This is a genomic window from Bacillus sp. USDA818B3_A (assembly GCF_009928415.1).
In the GTDB taxonomy this organism is placed as follows: Bacteria; Bacillota; Bacilli; order Bacillales; family Cytobacillaceae; genus Neobacillus.
Window position 1 is genome coordinate 448,336 of sequence record NZ_JAABNN010000003.1, and the last position, 20,450, is coordinate 468,785.

General features: G+C 39.0%; 22 protein-coding genes. 8 read left to right on the forward strand and 14 right to left on the reverse strand.

From position 1 onward, the window contains the following. Positions 1-26 precede the first annotated feature (26 nt). From GXK58_RS08570 to GXK58_RS08580, 3 genes are all read right to left on the reverse strand, one after another. Positions 27-2,132 (reverse strand): peptidoglycan D,D-transpeptidase FtsI family protein, encoded by a 2,106-nt coding sequence (locus GXK58_RS08570; protein ID WP_442862464.1) that lies wholly within the window; start codon positions 2,130-2,132, stop codon positions 27-29. Positions 2,133-2,358: 226 nt separating this feature from the next. Next, positions 2,359-3,576, reverse strand: a complete 1,218-nt coding sequence (locus tag GXK58_RS08575) for an MFS transporter (protein ID WP_160721711.1) — start codon at positions 3,574-3,576, stop codon at positions 2,359-2,361. Between the two features lie 117 nt (positions 3,577-3,693). Then, entirely contained in the window at positions 3,694-4,302 is a 609-nt protein-coding gene (locus GXK58_RS08580) for a superoxide dismutase (protein ID WP_160721713.1), read from the reverse strand. A 365-nt stretch (positions 4,303-4,667) separates the two neighbouring features. Between GXK58_RS08580 and GXK58_RS08585 the strand changes: the two genes are divergently transcribed. Beyond that, entirely contained in the window at positions 4,668-5,363 is a 696-nt protein-coding gene (locus GXK58_RS08585) for a Crp/Fnr family transcriptional regulator (protein WP_160721715.1), read from the forward strand. Positions 5,364-5,427: 64 nt separating this feature from the next. On the opposite strand, the gene GXK58_RS08590 is transcribed toward GXK58_RS08585, so the two are convergent. Continuing rightward, entirely contained in the window at positions 5,428-5,910 is a 483-nt protein-coding gene (locus GXK58_RS08590; protein WP_160721717.1) for a DUF456 domain-containing protein, read from the reverse strand. 163 nt (positions 5,911-6,073) lie between these two features. On the opposite strand from GXK58_RS08590, the gene GXK58_RS08595 reads away from it, so the two are divergent. From GXK58_RS08595 to ispG, 3 genes are all read left to right on the forward strand, one after another. Further along, positions 6,074-6,853 carry a DUF1189 domain-containing protein gene (locus GXK58_RS08595; protein ID WP_160721719.1) on the forward strand — a complete coding sequence of 260 codons (780 nt, stop codon included), beginning with the start codon at positions 6,074-6,076 and terminating at the stop codon, positions 6,851-6,853. Between the two features lie 75 nt (positions 6,854-6,928). Next, positions 6,929-7,273, forward strand: coding sequence for a hypothetical protein (locus tag GXK58_RS08600; protein WP_160721721.1), 345 nt, complete (start codon positions 6,929-6,931; stop codon positions 7,271-7,273). 172 nt (positions 7,274-7,445) lie between these two features. Next, entirely contained in the window at positions 7,446-8,555 is a 1,110-nt protein-coding gene (ispG, locus tag GXK58_RS08605) for a flavodoxin-dependent (E)-4-hydroxy-3-methylbut-2-enyl-diphosphate synthase (RefSeq protein ID WP_202171330.1), read from the forward strand. A gap of 56 nt (positions 8,556-8,611) precedes the next feature. Here the strand turns inward: ispG and GXK58_RS26995 are convergent, their stop codons facing one another. Beyond that, entirely contained in the window at positions 8,612-8,980 is a 369-nt protein-coding gene (locus tag GXK58_RS26995) for a DUF4190 domain-containing protein (RefSeq protein WP_442862465.1), read from the reverse strand. A gap of 317 nt (positions 8,981-9,297) precedes the next feature. On the opposite strand from GXK58_RS26995, the gene GXK58_RS08615 reads away from it, so the two are divergent. Then, on the forward strand, positions 9,298-9,891 hold the full coding sequence (locus GXK58_RS08615) for a 5' nucleotidase, NT5C type (protein ID WP_160721725.1): 594 nt from the start codon (positions 9,298-9,300) through the stop codon (positions 9,889-9,891). A 14-nt stretch (positions 9,892-9,905) separates the two neighbouring features. On the opposite strand, the gene GXK58_RS08620 is transcribed toward GXK58_RS08615, so the two are convergent. Genes GXK58_RS08620 through GXK58_RS08630 form a run of 3 tightly spaced genes read right to left on the reverse strand, consistent with a single transcriptional unit; the run spans position 9,906 to position 11,937 of the window. Then, positions 9,906-10,316, reverse strand: a complete 411-nt coding sequence (locus tag GXK58_RS08620) for a Fur family transcriptional regulator (RefSeq protein ID WP_160721727.1) — start codon at positions 10,314-10,316, stop codon at positions 9,906-9,908. Continuing rightward, complete coding sequence (locus GXK58_RS08625) at positions 10,313-11,164, reverse strand: metal ABC transporter permease (protein ID WP_160721729.1); 852 nt, start codon at positions 11,162-11,164, stop codon at positions 10,313-10,315. Before GXK58_RS08625 ends, GXK58_RS08620 begins: the two co-directional genes overlap by 4 nt. Next, the gene (locus tag GXK58_RS08630) at positions 11,161-11,937 is read right to left on the reverse strand and encodes a metal ABC transporter ATP-binding protein (protein ID WP_160721731.1); all 777 of its coding nucleotides are present in this window, start codon (positions 11,935-11,937) and stop codon (positions 11,161-11,163) included. The genes GXK58_RS08625 and GXK58_RS08630 overlap by 4 nt, the downstream gene beginning before the upstream one ends. 169 nt (positions 11,938-12,106) lie before the next feature. On the opposite strand from GXK58_RS08630, the gene GXK58_RS08635 reads away from it, so the two are divergent. Continuing rightward, the gene (locus GXK58_RS08635; RefSeq protein ID WP_160721733.1) at positions 12,107-12,364 is read left to right on the forward strand and encodes a DUF2624 domain-containing protein; all 258 of its coding nucleotides are present in this window, start codon (positions 12,107-12,109) and stop codon (positions 12,362-12,364) included. Positions 12,365-12,391: 27 nt separating this feature from the next. On the opposite strand, the gene GXK58_RS08640 is transcribed toward GXK58_RS08635, so the two are convergent. Together GXK58_RS08640 and GXK58_RS08645 are read right to left on the reverse strand one after the other, a co-directional pair. Continuing rightward, positions 12,392-13,285 carry a deoxyribonuclease IV gene (locus GXK58_RS08640; RefSeq protein WP_160721735.1) on the reverse strand — a complete coding sequence of 298 codons (894 nt, stop codon included), beginning with the start codon at positions 13,283-13,285 and terminating at the stop codon, positions 12,392-12,394. Between the two features lie 22 nt (positions 13,286-13,307). Further along, the gene (locus GXK58_RS08645; protein WP_160721737.1) at positions 13,308-14,624 is read right to left on the reverse strand and encodes a DEAD/DEAH box helicase; all 1,317 of its coding nucleotides are present in this window, start codon (positions 14,622-14,624) and stop codon (positions 13,308-13,310) included. Between the two features lie 254 nt (positions 14,625-14,878). On the opposite strand from GXK58_RS08645, the gene GXK58_RS08650 reads away from it, so the two are divergent. Both GXK58_RS08650 and GXK58_RS08655 read left to right on the forward strand, forming a co-directional pair. Beyond that, complete coding sequence (locus tag GXK58_RS08650; RefSeq protein ID WP_237389604.1) at positions 14,879-15,508, forward strand: YqfQ family protein; 630 nt, start codon at positions 14,879-14,881, stop codon at positions 15,506-15,508. Between the two features lie 169 nt (positions 15,509-15,677). Beyond that, positions 15,678-16,625, forward strand: coding sequence for a 4-hydroxy-3-methylbut-2-enyl diphosphate reductase (locus tag GXK58_RS08655; protein WP_160721739.1), 948 nt, complete (start codon positions 15,678-15,680; stop codon positions 16,623-16,625). A gap of 47 nt (positions 16,626-16,672) precedes the next feature. On the opposite strand, the gene GXK58_RS08660 is transcribed toward GXK58_RS08655, so the two are convergent. From GXK58_RS08660 to GXK58_RS08675, 4 genes are all read right to left on the reverse strand, one after another. After that, a complete protein-coding gene (locus tag GXK58_RS08660) occupies positions 16,673-17,788 on the reverse strand; it encodes a Nif3-like dinuclear metal center hexameric protein (protein ID WP_160721741.1) in 1,116 nt (371 codons plus the stop codon). Then, entirely contained in the window at positions 17,775-18,494 is a 720-nt protein-coding gene (locus GXK58_RS08665) for a tRNA (adenine(22)-N(1))-methyltransferase (protein WP_160721743.1), read from the reverse strand. The genes GXK58_RS08660 and GXK58_RS08665 overlap by 14 nt, the downstream gene beginning before the upstream one ends. Positions 18,495-18,632: 138 nt before the next feature. Further along, the gene (gene cccA / locus GXK58_RS08670; protein WP_160721745.1) at positions 18,633-18,995 is read right to left on the reverse strand and encodes a cytochrome c550; all 363 of its coding nucleotides are present in this window, start codon (positions 18,993-18,995) and stop codon (positions 18,633-18,635) included. A 190-nt stretch (positions 18,996-19,185) separates the two neighbouring features. Further along, complete coding sequence (locus tag GXK58_RS08675; RefSeq protein ID WP_160721747.1) at positions 19,186-20,325, reverse strand: acyl-CoA dehydrogenase family protein; 1,140 nt, start codon at positions 20,323-20,325, stop codon at positions 19,186-19,188. Positions 20,326-20,450 lie beyond the last annotated feature (125 nt).

The window sequence follows — 20,450 nt, forward strand, 5'->3', positions numbered from 1 at the left end:
TGACAGGTTTCTAGTAAAATATTAAATTATTGTCCCACTTCTGTGGTGCTTTGAGTAGATTCAGTTGTACTTTGGTCTGCTTGCTGCTCAGCACCTGAAGCGCCGTCAGTAGATTGACGTGTTTTCTTCAGGTCAAAGTAAGCATCCAACACTCTTCGTCCGATTAAATTGTTAATACTTGGTCCACTGCTGCCTTGATAAGCCCATGGCACTACAACAGCCACAGCTACCTCAGGGTTATCGGAAGGCGCATAGCTGACTAGACTCAAGTTCCAGACCTCTGTCCCGCGCTTCGTTTTATCTGAACCGTCATAAAAAGCCTGTGCCGTTCCTGTTTTCCCAGCCGGGTTGTAAGAGGCACTCCCAAAATAACTTTTTGCTGTACCATCCCCAACCTGCATAACCATCCGGAAGCCCTCTTGGACCCGTTCAATCCAAGCATCCTTCATATCGATACGATTTAAGACCTTAGTTTCCTTTTCTTCAACAATTGGCCCTAATTCATTCGTTTCCATTACTGGTTCCCGAATTTCCTTCACAATATGAGGCTGAACACGATTACCCCCGTTAGCAATGGTAGAGACGTATTGTGCTAACTGCATAGGTGTATAGGTATCATATTGGCCGATCGCAAAGTCAAGAAGTTTACCTGGGGAGGTGTTTTCCGTTCCAGGAAACCCGCTCATTTCATTTGGCAAATCAATTCCAGTACGTGTCCCTAGACCAAATTGGCTAAATGATTGGCGCATCGTATTAAATGTCTTTGAAGTCTCCATATTAAGCGTTCCATTTGGAACATACTTTCCATTAGCCATCGCAATTACCGTTTTCCACATATATACGTTAGACGAAACTTGAAGTGCCCTTAAATCATTAATAGTTCCAAAGGTTTTCCATGATTTCTTTATAGGGGTGTTTTTAATCACTAGGGGTTCATCTCTTTGGTAGCTTCCTGGTTGAATGGCACCAGTTTGATAACCAGTTAAAATCGTCGCCCCTTTTACCGCTGACCCCACGTTATACGAACTTGTAAACGTACCGCTTGCATAGTCCTTCATGACTGTCTTGCCATTCTCATCCTTGCCAATTAGTTTCCCAGCCATTGATAATAATTCACCGGTATTAGGATTCATGACAACGACAAAGGCACGATCCATTACACCCGTATTTGGTTTGCTCTTAGCAGACCACATCTCTTCTTCAATGATTTTTTCAACCTGCTGCTGCAGCTGCATATCAATGGTTAAAACTAAATCGTTCCCGCGCTTTCCTTCCGAAACCACCTCTGTTGAAAGGACTTTCCCAGCTTTATCGGTTACTGTTTGAACTTTTGCCTTTTGACCATGAAGCACATCTTCATATTTCAATTCCAGGTAACTTTTCCCCACACGGTCATTTCTGCTATATCCCCGCGCAAGATATTTTTCTAACTGCTCCTTAGGGATCCCTGATTCAGAGGAAGTAACAGCCCCTAAAATAGATTTTAAAGTCTCTCCAAAAGCATACTTACGTTCCCAGTCTGTAGTTGTATCAACACCAGGCAAGTTTTCTAAATTTTCACTGACAATTGCATATTCCTCAGCAGAAACATTCTTATTTTTAACAATTTGCGGAGTTAACGCATAACCACTATTGAATTTATTATAGATCGCGAGGGTTTGAAGCTCCTCTGTGTTAAAACTGTTTAGCTCCTTATCCGTAACCCGGTCAAGCTGCAACTGATAAATTTCCTTATCATCCAATTTATCTTGGTTATATAACGCCCATTCCTTTTTGGTTACTTTCGCTTTTGCCAACTTTGGATGTTTCATAATCCAATAATCCTTTTTATCACGGACGGGGATCTTAGAGGTATCAATATCGATTAGTTTTGCTAACTTTTCAGCAGTATCAACCATCTCCTCTTGCGTCACATTTTGACTTTTTGTATAAGTAATCGCATTTAGAGGACTATTGTCTACAATTGTCTGACCATTTCTGTCATACATTTTCCCTCTTGGTACCGGGTTATTTACTGTAATCTCTTCTGTCCGTTCAATTTCACGTTTAAAATCATCACCAAAGACAATTTGCAATTCTCCTAGACGGAGAACAAGAACAGAGAAAAGGATAAACACCACAAAAAATACCATATTTAAACGAAAAGGGACATGTGTCTTTTTCTTTTTCTTTTTAAGGTTCAAGTTCTATATACACTTCCTTTACTCTTACATAACTTTATTTATTTTATCGGATAATCTTCTATTTTTCTATGAATAACCCTTACCAATTTTGTTAAAAATCCTGGACCAATATGAGGCGATTTTTTGAACCAGTCTTTTCTCTGCAAAAAAAGCGATGAGTGTTAAACTCATCGCTTCATGCCGCAGGCAATTGTACCCGCCTAATGAATAAATATATCAATAGATGACCGGCACCTAAAAAGAATAACAAGATTGGAATACTTTGCTCTTCATTAAACCAGGTGATCGCTGCTAAGAAAGATAAGATGGATACTATTCTGCCAAGATTGAGGTATATTTCCCGGACAACAATGTACTCAATTCTCATTTCTGCTGCTTTCCAGCCAGACCCGATTACATCGTATGTAGTTGAACTATATGGAACCAGCAATAGCGGATAAGCTATCGCTATCATCCCTCCATATAATAGCAATTTTACAAAATTCAAATCCCAAATGATCAAAAGAACTGAAGCGTAAAGAATAATCCCGCCAATGAGAATGGCTTTTTTTCGATTGTTTTTCTTGATCAATCGCGAGGCGAAATAATAAGCGACAAAGGATATTCCTGAATTGATCAGGCCAAATGTACCTAAAGACATTTCACTTCCCGTTGAAATATAAACAAATACCGAAATGACAAACGCAAATGTTCCCTCGCGCAACCCCTGAAAAAAATGAGCATTTGTAACGAGGCGCCAGTTATCGTTTTGCTTTCTTTCCTCTAAAATCCTCTTAAAGCAGTACCTTCCAGAAGCAGGGCGCCGTTTTAATGAAAAACTTAAAAACACAGCCAAACCGAATAATGCCAGTGACAATCCAAAAACAAACGTATATCCAGCAAATTTCTCAAATCTGGTTATAATTAATCCCGCAGCAATAGGGCCAATCATTCCACCCGCAGACGATAATATTCCTAAAAAGCCATTAAAAAAATCCCTGGTCTCCGGTTCGGTTATTTCAAATGTTAACACGTTATAAGCCAGCCAGTAAAAACCATAACCCATTCCCAAGAGTGCCCCCAAAAGAAGTAAGTAGGTAGAGGCTTGCGTTCCGGTAAGGAGTACCGCTAAGTAAAACATAGCTAATAAGATGACACCAATTCGAAGAACAATCACTCTATCAATTTTTTTTGCCCAACGTCCTGCTAAGATAAACGTTAACGGTTGTAATACAACGATTGAGAGGTTAAATAGGGCAATATCGGAATACTTTCCTGTTTGCTTCCAAAGATAAATATTCACGAATGTGTTGGACAAGGCTACACTCAGTGAGTACAACCCGCCTATAATAAGCAATAGTGATAAGTCTTTTGTTAGTTCAACGTCACCTAAAATCTTAAATTTTTTTGCCATAAAAAAAACTCCCCTTTGTCATAAGGGTAGTCTTTATCAAGAAGTTATTTCTTATACAAATATTAAGCGAAGAACAAGCCGTAAAAAAAGACAGCTAAAAGCTGCCTTTTTTAACCATTACTTCGCAGCGTTATAACGCTTTGAAACTTCATCCCAGTTAACTACATTCCAGAAAGAAGAAATATAATCAGGGCGTTTGTTTTGATATTTTAAATAGTAAGCATGCTCCCAAACATCAAGACCAAGGATAGGTGTTTTTCCTTCCATTAATGGAGAATCTTGATTTGGAGTGCTTGAAACTTCTAATTCACCATTATTTACAGATAACCAAGCCCAGCCAGAGCCGAAACGAGTAGTTGCTGCTTTAGCGAATTCTTCTTTAAAACTTTCTAAGCTGCCAAATTTGCTATTGATTGCGTCAGCTAATTCACCAGTTGGGGCACCGCCGCCGTTTGGAGAAAGGATTTGCCAGAATAAAGAGTGGTTAGCATGTCCGCCGCCATTGTTGCGTACAGCTGTACGTGCAGCTTCTGGAACCGCATCCAAATTAGAAATAACTTCCTCTACTGATTTTGAAAGTAATTCTTCGTTTCCTGCTAATGCATTATTTAAATTTGTTACATATGTGTTATGGTGACGAGTGTGGTGAATATTCATTGTTTCTTTGTCAATGTGTGGTTCTAGTGCATCTTCTGCATAAGGTAATTGTGGTAATTCAAATGCCATGGTTAATTCCTCCTATGTACGATTAATTTTTAGGGCTTTAGCTGCTTATAACCAAAATGATTTATAAGAATATTTCTAAAGCTTTACTTTAAAGATACCAAAGTTGATTTTTCCTTTCAAATAAAATGCTTGATTAAACCCAACATAAATACAATGTCCTTTTGTCAGAAATTTATACTCTTAAAAACAATCTCCCAGCTTACTAAAATCTTTCGAAAATTTGTCATGATTCATTCAGCTGGCTTTCTGTCAACGATTTTTGTCATATCCCCCCATAAATCGCTTCCATAATGGGTTATGCCTTATTGACATGTTATTTATAAAGGATTTTAATCAAATTGTAAGGGTGAAAAGGAGTGACAAATATGCAAATGACAAGCATTTCGATATATAATCTGATGGTTCATTTTTTCCAAAAAAGTGAGCCCATTCAAAAAGTTAAAAATGGGACTGCGCTATTTCATGAAAAAGACCCGGTTGAGTATGTTTATTTACTACTAAAAGGGAGCATTGCGCTTGGCAGGGTTCATTTACGGGGTAAGGATTTTATTTTAAAAGTCTTAAGTGAAAAGGAAATCATTGTTGAGTATCAGCTTTTTAAATCCAAGCCTCAATACCAGTTTTATGCTAAGGCACTAACCGATTGTGAATTACTTCAAATTAAAAGAGAACAATTTGAAGAATTTATCTTAACAGACCCAGAAGCTATGAATGCTTTTGTTGCATGGCTAAGCACTGGATATTTAAAGGCCCAGATGAAATGTCAAGACTTAATAATGAATGGCAAAAAAGGCAGCTTATATTCCATCCTTATCCGGTTATGTAACTCTTATGGAGTAAAAACTGAAAACGGTCTATTGATCGACCTTCCGTTAACCCACCAAGAACTTGCAAACTTAACATATGGCACTAGAGAGGTCATCCAACGTGCTTTAAAAGAGCTCCGAGAAAAGGATGTTATTTTATATGAAAATCAAAAATTCACGATAAAGAACCTAGCCTATTTAAAAACGGAAGTTGATTGCCAAAACTGTCCACTGGAAATTTGCGGGATCAATTAACTATTACTCAGGCCAATTAAATTTTTAAAAGCCAAAAGCCACTTGGGTATCGCAAGTGGCTTTATTATAAAACTTCCATAAAAAAGTAACCAACCATAATGAGTTGAATGATGGTTTTTGTAACAACGCTGCTTACAAATCCAATTACCGAGCCAACTCCGACCTTCACACTTTCACTAAAAGATCTTCTATGAACTAACAGCTCGGCTATTATCGCCCCAATGAAAGGCCCAATTAATATTCCGAAGATTGGAATGACAAACGGTCCTGCTATAATACCAATGGTACTTCCCCACACCCCCGCCTTCGAACCGCCGTATTTTTTTATGCCAATTGCGTTTGCGATATAATCCGCTGCAAACAATAAGACTACGAACAATCCTTGAATGATCCAAAACAGCCAATTAAATGGCGCAAAGGAAAAAAACACTCCATATAAAAGAAATCCAGCTAGTAAAAACAAAACACTCGGGATAATCGGATAGACTAAGCCAATAAAGGCTACTAAGAACAAAATACTAATAATAACCCAATAAACGATTTCCATCGCTCTCACCCTCCTTCTGTAATTAACTTCTACGAATGAGCGTCAAAATGGTTTCGATGCCGCTACTTTCTTGTATATCTCAATGACACAGGCTACAATAGAATTTGAATTCTTATTCTCTTGAACTCGTTTATAATTTTGTTTTCTCTAAAGGTGGTTATTTATGAATATCTTCAAGCAATTTTTTAAAAGTATCTATTCCCCAAGGGATATTGCCTTATTCCGGTTTCAGGGAATTGGAAAAACAATTCTTTATGTGTTTTTCTTGACCTTCGTTTCCATCCTGCCATCTATTATTTATTTCAGTACTGCCCTGATTGAAGGGATAGATGCTGCAAAAACAATCCTAAAAGACGAGGCTCCGTCCTTCTCAGTACAAAATGGACGCCTGACAGCTAAAACAGATGTACCTGTTACCATCGACAAAGGAAATTTTACAATCATTATTGACCCTACAGGAGCGATGTCTGAAGAAGATGCGGCCGAGGCAGGAAATGCATTTGCTTTATTGAAGGATAAATTTGCTTTAGCCTCAGCCGGAACCGTTGAATCCTATCCTTATTCAATGATGACTGATTTACATATTACCAATAACAATTTGTTCAACTTTTTAGATACAATCGGTGGAATGAAAGGAATTATCATTCCGGTTGTCTCATTGTTTATCTATTTATTCTCAAGTGCTGCCAGTTTCATTGAGGTTTCTGTTTTAGCCTTGATCGGCTTAGCGTTAAAAGGAAGTAAAAAACTGAATTATAGACAAATGTGGCGAATGGCTGCATATAGCGAAACATTGCCTACGGTGTTTTTCACCATTATGACTACCCTAAGAACAGCCGTACCAAACAGTTTCATTATTAATTGGTTCGTTGTCATCATTGTGTTATATCTCGCGATTAAAGAAGTGCCAAAACCTAAAAGCGCCCAAAAAGACGTCCTTTAAAAGGGCGTTTTTTTGTTCTAATCTAGTGTGGACAAGCATACCAATGTACAAACACCCCATATGGAGGCATGTCCCATGAAGAAATTATTAGGCTTTGTTTTAGCTTTAATTGTGATATACGTTATATATTATGACCTTACAACCGGCACCCTTCCCACCTCCCCTCCTCAACAGGCAGATGCAAAAGCAGAAGACACCCAAGCATCGGCACCCGTAGATACAGATACTGGCATCCCTTCTTTTGATGCAAAAGTAAAACCAGGTGAAACAGTCATATCCATAGTAGAACACAAAATAAATAAATCCCTTCCTGTATCGATTCCTGAACTTATCGAGGACTTCCAGACATTAAATAAAGGAAAATCTCCTGAAAAAATTCAAATAGGTTCTACATATCATTTTCCTGATTACTCAAAATAAAGAGGATAGTCGTTAATCTTGTCAAAAATAGCAAATGGCTGATAAAATAAGTTGAGCCTTCATCTGAGGGATTCTCCCCTATCTATTATTGTAAGAAGGCTTTTTAAACCAGATCGGATTTTATGCGAATTCGAGTCCATTTTAAAGGAGAGCGAATTACACTGTGAGTGAAATTATACATCGTACCAAAACGCGCCCTATTAAAGTCGGTAATTTGACGATTGGCGGAAATAACGAAATTATTATTCAAAGCATGACAACAACGAAAACCCACGATGTGGAGGCAACCGTTGCAGAAATAAAACGATTGGAAGAAGCAGGCTGTCAAATAGTCCGAGTGGCTTGTCCCGACGAACGTGCTGCCAATGCAATTTCAGAGATTAAAAAGAGGATTAATATTCCTTTAGTAGTTGATATTCATTTTGATTATAAATTAGCACTAAAGGCGATTGAAGGCGGTGCCGATAAAATTCGGATTAATCCAGGGAATATTGGAAAACGGGAGAAAGTTGAAGCCGTAGTAAAAGCTGCAAAAGAACGTGGTATCCCCATTCGAATTGGGGTAAATGCAGGCTCGCTTGAAAAGAAAATTCTTGAAAAATATGGTTATCCTACCGCAGATGGTATGGTAGAAAGCGCCTTGCATCATATTCAAATACTTGAAGACTTGGACTTCCATGATATTATCGTCTCAATGAAGGCCTCAGATGTTAATCTGGCGATTGAAGCTTACGAAAAAGCCGCACGCGCTTTCGATTATCCTTTACACTTAGGAATTACCGAATCCGGTACTCTTTTCTCAGGAACGGTAAAAAGTGCTGCCGGATTAGGGGCCATCATAAGTAAGGGAATCGGAAATACCCTTCGTATCTCTTTAAGTGCAGATCCTGTGGAAGAAGTAAAAGTTGCCCGCGAGCTTTTAAAAGTATTTGGACTATCCTCTAATGCAGCAACATTAATTTCATGTCCAACCTGCGGAAGAATTGAAATTGACCTTATTTCAATCGCGAATGAAGTGGAGGAATATATTTCTACAATTAAAGCGCCAATTAAAGTCTCAGTATTGGGCTGTGCTGTAAATGGTCCCGGAGAGGCCCGTGAAGCGGATATTGGCATAGCTGGTGCCCGTGGTGAAGGGTTACTGTTTAGAAAAGGAGAAATCGTCCGGAAGGTTCCTGAGGCACAAATGGTTGAAGAGTTGAAAAAGGAAATCGACCAAGTGGCCGAAGAGTATTTCCGTAAAAAGGCGGAAGAAGAAAAACTAACAAAAACAAACAATTAAAAACATGAAGAAACCCGGTAAATTTACCGGGTTTCTTTTTGCTCCTGCGCAGATTGCTAAAAGAACGGAAGAATAAAGATGCCAACGATAATGGAAATAGCTCCAATACCAATTGCCCATGCACCAAGGCCTGTGGCACCTCTTCTTCTTGCAACGAATCCTAACACAATTCCTGCTGCACCAAACAGTATAGGCATTACAAACAGTGATAAAATCGATAACGCTAAGGCAAGGACACCCATCCCTGTTCCTGCTCCAGCTTGCTGCCCTTCGTTGGTAATACCTTGATTTTTACGAAGTGTGACAGGAACTGGTGCAGCAATCTCTGCCGCCGATTCTTCTCTGTATGGAGAAGTTCGGAGAGGTACGGATGCACCAATCTCAGGTGTATTCTCAGACTTCTTTAAGGAGTAAGAAGTCCTAATTGGTGCCGCTACTTCTGAAGCTGTTTCTTCTCGATATGCGGAAGGAGAATTTGGAATATCCTCTCCAATGATTGGCCCTCGAAGCGCTTCTTGCACTTTCGTGTCTCTTTCATCTGCCATCCTAATCCCTCACTTTCAGTAATAGGAGCATTTATTATTGTGAACTGCCTGAAGTTTTTTAGTATGTTAATGTTTGTCTTAAATAGTTTTTTATTAGAAACTCGAGAAAATTTTACTTATAAAAATAATCCTTTATTGTTGTGAGGTCTTTGGTAAAATATAAAGAGAACTTAGAGCTAAAACGAAAGGAAGAAAGAATGAAAAGATTTGGTATTGACATAGACGGAACGGTAACCTCCCCAGATTCCCTGCTACCATTTATTAACAAAGCCTTTAATTTAAATATTTTATATGAGGATGTTAATCAGTACGAATTAACGCCTTTTGTGAATGTAGACGAAAAGGAATTTGCACATTGGTTTACGGAAAATGAACCAATCATTTATAAAGGCTCCCCTCCAGCAGATGATGCTATTGATGTATTAAATAAATGGAAACATGGCCATGAACTTTTTTTTATCAGTGCCCGCGGGTCTCATTTACTTGATGTTACGGAACAATGGTTTTTTCAGCACGGATTAACCTTTCACCATATTGAATTAATTGGCTCCCATAATAAAGTGGAAACGGCCAAAAAACATAAAGTTGATCTCTTTTTTGAAGATAAACATGACAATGCAGTCATGATACACGAGGAGTGCCAGATTCCAGTCATTCTTTTTGATACACCCTATAATCAGGATCCGGTTCCAAAAGGGGTTATACGAGTAAGGAATTGGAAAGAGGCTTATGATTGGGTGGAAAATTGGTTAAAAACAAATGAAACACTACGTAAAAAACAGCTTGTGTAATCACAAGCTGTTTTTTAATGGCACTCCGGACACCGGCCATATATTTCAAATTTATGGCCTGAAATATCATAGCCTTTTAAATTTTCACTTAACCCATCCATTGGGCAGGTTTCTATTTCTTTCGTTTTTCCACAGTCCAAACAGATAAAGTGATGGTGATGATGATTTCTTGAACAGGTAAACCGGAAATGTTTTTCACCGGATAATTCGGTCATCTCTAGTATCCCCATACTCACAAATAACGAGAGATTTCGATAAATGGTATCAAAACTTAAGCCTGGATAATCGTCTTTTAAAAAATCAAGTACCTCTTTAGCTGTTAAATATTTATCATGATCAGCAAATAGCTGCAGCATGTCTTCTCGTTTACCTGTCTGTTTAAATCCATTTTCCTTTAAATATTGAATGGCTTCATTTACATTCACTTAGCTCCTCCTCCTAGTGCACGAACTGATTTTTTATATAGGATAGCTATTAATAAAATGAGCACAGCAATCATAACAATCGTACCGCCAGGAGCAAGGTCAAGGTAATAGGCGGTGTAAAGGCCGCCTACTACGGAAAGCTCACCAAAAATAACTGAAAGTATGATGGTCTGTTTGAAACCTTTTGCAATTCGGATACTTGCAGCAACTGGAAGTGTCATTAAAGAGGAGACTAATAATATCCCAACAATTCTCATGGAAGCAGCGATCACAAGAGCCACCATGACAATAAATAGAAAATGGATCGTTTTTGCCGGTATTCCTGAAGCTTTAGCATGTTCTTCATCAAAAGAAAGTAAAAATAGTTCTTTATAAAATAAAATAATGGCTAAAATGACGACAATACTAATGATGAGGATAATCCATAAATCGGTTCGGCTGACAGCAGAGACACTTCCAAATAGATAACTGAATAGGTCTGTGTTAAACCCATTTGCAAGTGAAATAAAGATGACACTTAGGCCAATTCCGCTCGACATAATAATTGGGATAGCTAATTCCTGATAGTGTTTATATACTCCTCGTAATTTTTCGATAAACAAAGAGCCCCCTACGGAAAAAACCATCCCCATATAAAGCGGGTTCAAACCTGCGAGCATAACAAATTTGTTTTCAATTAACAGACTGGCAGCAATACCTGCCAAGGTCACATGGCTTAGTGCATCAGCAATTAACGATAAACGTCTAACCACAATAAATACACCTAATAATGGTGCAAGAATACCGATCATGATCCCAGTTAGAAATGCATTCTGTAGAAACTCATAATGAAAAATACCTTCGATCAATTTTTAACGCCTCCATGTTCATGGTTATGGGTAAGTACGTGAACATCATGGCCATAAACCTTAGACAACTCGTTCCTGCTGCTAAGTTGTTCAAATTCTTTGGTAATCCCATGAAAATGCAAATGTTTATTTAGACAGGCAACATGTGTAACCTTATCTGAGATGGTTCCAATATCATGGGTCACCAAAAGAAGAGTAATGCCCCTATTAGTATTTAGATCCGCCAGCATTTGGTAAAACGAGTGAACATTTTCCGCATCGACTCCAACTGTTGGTTCATCCAATATCAATAACTTAGGTTCACTTACGAGTGCACGGGCGATAAATACCCTTTGCTGCTGCCCTCCGGATAGCTCGCCAATATTTCTATGGCTAAACTCCTTCATCCCGACTGCATCCAGGGCTTCGGTGACCTTCTGTTTGTGCTCTTTCTTTAAAAATCTAAACAAACCAATTTTTTTAGTCATTCCGCTCGATACAACTTCAAATACAGTTGCTGGAAATCCGGTATTAAAGGAATTGGCCTTTTGGGAAACAAAACCAATTTTTTGCCAGTCTCTAAATTTACTGATTTCCTCTCCAAATAAAAAAATTTCACCTTTTTGCAGCTTTAATAAGCCTAAAATCAATTTCAGCAGGGTCGATTTCCCTGAGCCATTCGGTCCTACAATAGCTAAAAAGGAACCTTCTGGTACCGTTATGTTTATATCCTCAAGAACACTATCTTTTTCATAACGGTAAGAAAGATTTTTTATATCAATAATAGATTGCATTCTATACACACTCACTTTTAATTATAAGAATCATTCCGATTTAACTTCAAGTAGTATACAATACGAACTTCCACATGTAAAGTATGCTACACTCCCTTTCGACTATCTATTTTTTCCATTGTCACACTCCAACCCCTTTTTCATACATTAGCATGGAGGAGTGATGAGGGTGAAAATATTTGAAAACATCATTAATCATAAAATTAATACCATCACCGGTGAAGAGCTGGTAAAGTATGCAAACCAGTTTAATATTAGGGTTAGTCTTCAACAGGCAAAAAAGATTGCTGAATACTTAAGAGGTAAAAACATTAATATATTTGATACTGCACAGCGGGCCCAATTGGTAAAACAAATTGCTAAAGCTGCCGGTCCAGAAACGGCGCGTGAAGTCAATAAACTGTTGATTCAACTAACGAAGCAATAAAAAGCTGTGCCTGGGCACAGCTTTTACTTATCCTTGCATAATGTCATCTAACAAATTCTCATTGAACACTTGCTCACGCAGCATGTTAATTTCAAACTTGTAAGGTGCCTTTTTATTTTTCTTATCCTCACCAACGAAAGGAGTCTCTAAAATTTTAGGGATATCTTGAAGCTGCGGATGATTCACCACATAATTTAATGCCGTAAATCCAATATGTCCAAACCCAATATTCTCATGGCGGTCTTTTCTCGCTCCGGATGAATTTTTACTATCATTAATATGAAGGACTTTCAGCTTGTCTAAACCGATAATTTTATCAAATTCATTTAGGACACCATCAAAGTCTTCCACAATATTATAGCCTGCATCATGTGTATGGCATGTATCAAAACATACAGATAATTTATCGTTATAGTTGACTCCGTCCATAATCATCGCAAGTTCCTCAAATGATTTCCCACATTCAGAACCCTTCCCAGCCATTGTTTCTAATGCAATTTGAACCTGTTCCTTACCTGTCAGTACTTCATTTAAGCCCTCAATGATTTTTTTGATGCCTAGCTCCGTACCGGCTCCAACATGTGCTCCCGGATGAAGAACAATTTGTTTTGCACCGATTGCCTCAGTCCGTTCAATTTCAGTGCGAAGGAATCTGACCCCTAACTCAAATGTATCCGGATTCGTTGTATTTCCAATGTTAATAATGTAAGGAGCATGAACGACAATTTCAGTTATCCCATTTAGCTCCATATGTTTTCTGCCTGCTTCAATATTTAAGTCTTCAATTTTCTTTCTTCTTGTATTTTGCGGGGCACCTGTATAAATCATAAATGTATTGGCACCATAAGATACGGCTTCAGCGCTGGCTGCGAGCAGCATATCTTTTCCACTCATGGATACATGCGAGCCGATTTTCAACATTCTTTTCTCTCCCTTATTATGATTATTTCTTTCTTTTCTCTATCTTTCGCTGGCGCTTTTTGATTTTATCCATTTCCCACTGTATTTTCTTTTTATAGCCCGGCTTTACCTTTTGTGGTTTTTTGATAATAGATTTAGCGGTCCGATCTGCCTCATCCTCTTTACGTACGCGACTCTTTCGTTTATTTCTATCATCAATATCAATGAATTCCCCATTCTTTAAATCCACATGCTTAAACTGAATACCCATTTTTTCTAACCGGTTTAAAGCATCCTCATCGGAATTCTCGTAAACCGTCAGGGCGATCCCTGAATTACCGGCCCGTGCTGTTCGTCCGACTCGATGAATATAAAAATCTAAATCGGTTGGAAGTTCATAATTGATCACATGGCTGACACCTTCAATATCAATCCCCCGTGAAGCAAGGTCGGTCGCAACAATATACTGATATTCCAAGTCCTGTATTTGTTTCATCATTTTTTTCCGTTCACGCGGACTTAAATCACCATGAACCCGTCCAACCTTTAAACCTTTTTCATTTAAAAAATTGGCAACCTCATCTGCCATCTTTTTTGTATTGGTAAAGACAATTGCTAAGTATGGATTGTAGGTAAGCAATGCATCATGAACCAGTTGCTTTTTATTTCGGTGCCTTGAAGGCAGAAGGAACTGTTCTAAGTTCTCCACTGCTCTTCTCTTTGATTCAATTTGAACCGTTTTTGGGTTTTCCATATATTTTTTTAAGAATGGTTTTAACTTTTCAGGGATGGTGGCAGAAAAAACTAACATTTGGAGTTTATCAGGCATTTTTGCCGCAACCTTGTCCACATCCTCTATGAATCCCATATCGAGCATCATATCCGCTTCATCGACAACAAGAATGTTGGCTGTATGGATGAATAATGCCTGCTCTACCATCAGGTCTTTAATTCTTCCCGGGGTACCTACAACAATTTGCGGCTGAACTTTTAATTTTTCAATTGTTCGCTGCTTATCTGTCCCGCCAATATAACATCTAGTCATAATTTGTCCTTCAGGACTACAATGTTCGGTGACTTTCAAAATTTGCTGGTATATTTGAGAGGCTAATTCTCTTGTTGGAGCTGTAATGACGGCCTGAACCTCTTGCCTGTCAGGATCAATTTTCTCTAGAATCGGCAACACATAGGCATATGTTTTTCCTGTCCCTGTTTGAGACTGACCAATGGCATTTTCCCCTTTTTGAACCAATGGGATCATCCGTTCCTGGATTTCGGTAGGCTCAAAAAATCCAAATTCGTTGAGTGCTTCTATAATAAAGGGCTGAAACTTAAATCTCTCAAATTGATTTGCTTTCATATAATAGCTCCTATTCATATTGATCTTCTTATGGAGTAGTATTTCCTCAAAGTACATCCTTCTCTATTTCCATCATGTTATTATAGTAAAATTTCAACTAAATAACCAGTTAACTATTCTTTTTATACACAGCTTTTACTTTTTGGCTGGTTTTTAAAACGAAATTTAGTTTTTTCTCTGTGTATAAACCTAAACCATTTTTAGTTTTATGCATAGTTTAATGTATTAAGCCAGAATGAAAGGAGGTCGTTAGAATGCAGCCAAGACCTAGAATGCCCTTTAACGGCGGAATGGGGCAGCAAATGTTCGGCGGAGGTGGGCCGATGATGGGACCAGGCGGGTATAATCCAATGATGAATAGGCCCCCAGCAGGACGTTTCGGTGGAGGAAATCCAATGATGGGAGCTAGAATGGGGGCCCGGCCGATGAATCAAACGGGCGGCGGCGGATTACTCTCCAAACTTCTCGGAAGAGGAACACAACCAGGTGCCACAGGCGGCGGTATGATGGGAGTAAACAGAGCAGCAGGAAGCGGCGGTTTATTACAATCCTTAAGTAATCCAGCAGGATTAAATGGTATCTTAAACAATACTCAGCAAGTATTAAAGACCGCACAATCCATCGGACCCGTTATCCAGCAGTACGGGCCAATGGTAAAAAATCTGCCAGCGATGTGGAAGCTATATAGAGGTATAAAAAATGCTTCAAAGAACACTGAATCATCGAGTAAGGAAACCAAAGCTGAAGCCGTTGTAGAATCTTCTTCAACTATGGAAAGTACGGAATCCAATCATTCGAAACATCAATCCAACTCAAGCAGGGGCAAGAAGGAACGTTCTAAAAATAATCAAAAAGGAAGTTCCATGCCAAAAATGTATATCTAATTATTCAGAATGCTGCAGAACAGCATTCTTTTCTATTTTGCAGACATTGGAAAAGGAAAAATGTATCTTTGTATTATATCTATTAGTTTTATATAATAAATACATAGTCTAACAGAAAAGACTTTCCGTAAGTTTAGTTAACAAAGTTCAATTAGGAGGACTTTATTATATGCAAATTATTAAAATATCCCCACGCGGATACTGCTATGGTGTCGTCGATGCCATGGTGATTGCTAGAAACGCCGCTTTAGATAAAACACTGCCTCGCCCTATCTATATTTTAGGGATGATCGTTCATAATAAACATGTCACTGATGCGTTTGCGGAAGAGGGAATTATCACTCTTGACGGTAAGAATCGTCTGGATATCTTAGAAAAAGTGGATTCAGGTACTGTCATTTTTACCGCTCACGGCATTTCACCGGAAGTACGTGAGCTTGCTAAGAAAAAGGGCCTAGTCGCCATTGACGCAACATGTCCTGATGTTACCAGAACACATGATTTAATTGAGGAAAAGACGAAGCAAGGTTATCAAGTTATCTATATCGGTAAAAAGGGGCATCCAGAGCCGGAAGGGGCAGTAGGTGTTGCACCAGGTATGGTTCATTTAGTTGAAACTCCTGCAGATGTTGAAGCATTAACCATACAAAGTGATAAACTTATTGTTACAAACCAGACGACCATGAGCCAATGGGACGTACGGGAAACAATGGAAAAAGTCCAGGAAAAATATCCTCATGTGGAGGTTTATAATGAGATTTGCCATGCTACCCAAATCCGTCAAGAAGCTGTTGCTGAACAAGCTACAGAGGCAGATGTGACAATTGTTGTTGGAGATCCAAAAAGCAATAACTCGAACCGGCTTGCCCAGGTTTCAGAGGAAATTGCAGGGACTAGAGCATATCGTATTGCCGATATAACCGAATTAGATATCGAGTGGATAAAGGATGCCAAAACGGTTGCCGTAACATCCGGCGCTTCTACCCCAACCCCAATCACTAAGGAAGTAGTCTCCTTCCTTGAGCAATTTGATCCAAATAATGAAGCCACATGGGAACGCCGGAAACAGGTACAATTAAATAAGATCCTTCCTAGAGTAAAAAGTGCTGGAAAATAGCATAAATAAAAAACCGATCAATCTAAAGATCGGTTTTTTTCATGGGTTTACAAAAATTGAAACGGTTCTGTATTTGCTTCAGAAGGAAGAATGTCTACCTCATATCCTGACTCTTGACACATTTTTTGTAATACTTTTGTTAACCCTTTTTTCATTACTTTTTCAACATTGTGACCCGGGTCGATCATATTTAATCCCTGCATCATCGCATCATGGGCAGTGTGATAATATATATCTCCTGTTACATATACATCTGCCCCCTTAAACTTAGCATTCATGAAGTATTTATTACCGTCTCCACCTAGTACTGCAGCCTTTTTAACTTTAGAGTTCAAGTCCCCGACAACTCTTACTGTAGACACCCCTAATGCAGTTTTTACTTTTTCAGCAAATTCGGCTAATGTCATTTCATCCACTTTACCGATTCTCCCCAGGCCAAGTACTTCGCCTTTATTCTCTAAAGGGTATACATCGTAGGCCACTTCTTCATATGGATGTGCTTTGATCATCGCAGTTATGGTTTTCTTTAAAATAGGTTCAGGTACAATTGTTTCTACTCTTACTTCCTCAACCTCTTCAAGCTGACCCCGTTTTCCCAGGAACGGATTCGTATTTTCTCCAGGCAGAAATCTCCCTGTACCACTTGCGGAAAAAGAACAATGGCTGTATTCTCCGATAAAACCAGCCCCAGCATCCCCCAGTACTCTTCTCATTTCCTCGGCATGACTAGAAGGGACAAAGACCACTAATTTCTTAAGCTTTGTATCATATGTAGGCACCAGTACCTCGGCATCCGTAAGACCTAAGGCTTCTGCCAAAAGATCATTTACCCCGCCTTTGGCCACATCTAAATTTGTATGGGCGGCATAAACAGCAATATCGTGTTTTAATAACTTTTCAATCATTTGCCCTTGAGTTGTATCTGTCAGTAAGTTTTTAAGCGGCCGAAAAATGATAGGATGATGGGCAATGATTAATTGAACATCTTTTTCAATAGCCTCGTCAATCACATTTTCAAGAACATCGAGAGCAATCATGACCCTTTTTACCTTTTTATTTAAGCGGCCAATTTGCAAGCCTATTTTGTCTCCCTCCATCGCTAAATTCTTCGGAGAGAATTGTTCAAAGAGTTGAATGATTTCATGACCGTTAGGATTCTTCATTTTTTAGGACCTCCTCCACTAATCTGATTTTCTCGATTAGCTCTTTCCTTTTTTCAATGGTCTCGGCAGTTTCCGTCGCACCCTCTAGAGCTTGGCAAATCCGCTGCCAGTTTTTCATTTCAGCTGTCCATTTCTTTATAAAGATTTCATTTTTTTGTTTCAATAGGAAAGGTCCTAATAAAAGCCCTTCTTCCCTTTTTTCCCGATAAGGCCTATCAGGTTCCCCCTGTTCAGCTACTAATATTTCGTAGATCTTCCCATCTTCCTCAATAATCTCTTCGGCTAGTAACTCCCAATTGTTAGAGAGAAGCCATGTTCGAATGGAGATTGCGCTTATATTCGGCTGCAGGACCAAACGCTTTACTGAATCAAGCTTGTCTTTCCCGTTATCCAAAATAGTAGAAATTAAAGCACCACCCATCCCGGCAATGGTAATACAATCTACTTCTCCAGGTTGAATAACCTCAAGTCCATCCCCCATACGAACAGAAATTTGGTCTGCCAGTCCCTCTGCCAGCACATTTTTCTCTGCAGATTGGTATGGACCCTCGGCGACTTCACCTGCAATAGCGAAGGGAATTTTTATATTTTTAGCTAAATAACAGGGTAAATAGGCATGATCCGATCCGATATCGGCCATCCTTGCCCCCTCTGGTACATAATTGGCAACTCTCGTTAATCTGACTGATAATTTATCTGTATTCAAATTTCCACCACATTTACTAAAATATAATATTACCTATACATAGAACTTAGAGAAATGTCCAGCAGCAGTGCCTAGGCGCTGCTGCTCTTCGTTTCAGTATAAAAAAAGTCCTTCACTTATGCAAAGGACCCTTCTTAATTATTTAATTTTAGATACCCATTCTGCCATGGCTTCCGCTTGTTCTTGAGGAACAAGACCTGCTGGCATGTTGCCCTTACCTTTTGTAATAATGTCAACGATTTCATCTTTAGAATACTTCGTGCCGACACCTTTTAATGTAGGACCAACTACCCCTTGATATTGATCCCCATGACAGCCAACACAGGTTTGCGCATAGATATCTTCAGGCTTGGATGCTGCAACCTCTGTTTTCTCGCTGCCTTCCCCATTATCCTTGGCGACCTCTTTCATGTCTCCCAGACCTTTGAAAGAAAGGACAAACACTAATACGATCCCAAAAACCATGACAAGAATGTAAGGAATTACCGGATTCCGTTTCATGATCTTACCTCCCTTATGTACGAACGCTGTTAAAAATAAATAGTCTACAAACAACTACTATTTTACTTGAAAAATAACAGAAGGAAAAGCCCTAAACTTATTTTATCACTATAATCTTTATAAAACAGAAAAAAAGAGACTGAAAAAATAAAAAATTATTTCCTCAGCCTCTTTAGCATTCATCATCCCTTTAACACCCTATAAGGCGGGATATAACCATTCTTTGTACTTCCGAAGTACCTTCTCCAATCTCAAGCAGCTTTGCATCACGCATCATTCTCTCCACCTGATACTCCTTCATATACCCATACCCGCCATGGATTTGAATTGCTTGGTTCGTGACTTCCATACAAATTTCAGAAGCATATAACTTACACATGGCCGCTTCCTTTGAAAACGGCCTGCCTTGGTCTTTTAACCAGGCCGCTTTATAAACCATGTTGCGAGCTAACTCAATTTTCATGGCCATGTCAGCAAGTTTAAATTGAACAGCCTGAAAGGATGAAATGGATTTACCAAATTGCTTTCTTTCCTTTGCGTAAGTTAATGCCTTCTCATAGGCACCTTGAGCGATACCTACAGCCATTGCACCAATACCAATACGCCCGCCATCTAAAGTAATTAAAAACTGCTTAAAGCCCTCTCCACGCTTCCCTAGAAGATTACCAACAGGTACTCTGACATCCTCCAACACCAGCTCCGTTGTATTGGATGCATTCAATCCCATCTTTTCATAATTATCAATGATGGTAAACCCCTCTGAATTCGTAGGAACAATGATGGCACTAATCTCCTTTTGGCCATCCTTTTCACCCGTTATCGCGGTTAAAGCTAAATGTTTCGCATAACTGGCATTGGTAATGAAACACTTATTTCCATTTATGATAAATTCCCCATGCTCTTCTTTCGCAGAAGTCCTAGTTCCTCCTGCATCCGATCCCGCATTTGGTTCAGTAAGGCCAAATGCGCCTAATGAATCTCCTGTACAAATTGGAGTTAAATATTTTTGCTTCTGCTCCTCAGTACCAAATAAATGAAGCGGGGCACCGCCTAATGAAATATGTGCAGAGTAAGTGATCCCCGTCGAGCCGCAGCCTTTGCTTAATTCTTCAACAACAATTGCAAAGCTGGTGGTATCTGCTCCGCCTCCGCCATATTCTTCAGAAAAGGGGAGGCCCATCATTCCTAATTCACTTAGCTTCTTAAATATCTCTACAGGAAACCTCTTCGTTCGGTCACGCTCAACTGCTCCTGGTGCTACCTCTTCCATTACAAATTGCCGGATCGTTTGTTTAATCAATTGCTGTTCAGATGTTAAGTCAAAATCCATATCCATCCCTCCCAAGCGAACTGAATGCGCTTTCTTTTTATTATATAAGGATTTCTAAATAATTCCCAACATTTTAAAATTTTATATTATTATGTTTTTCCATAATAAACGTGCTGAAATGCTAA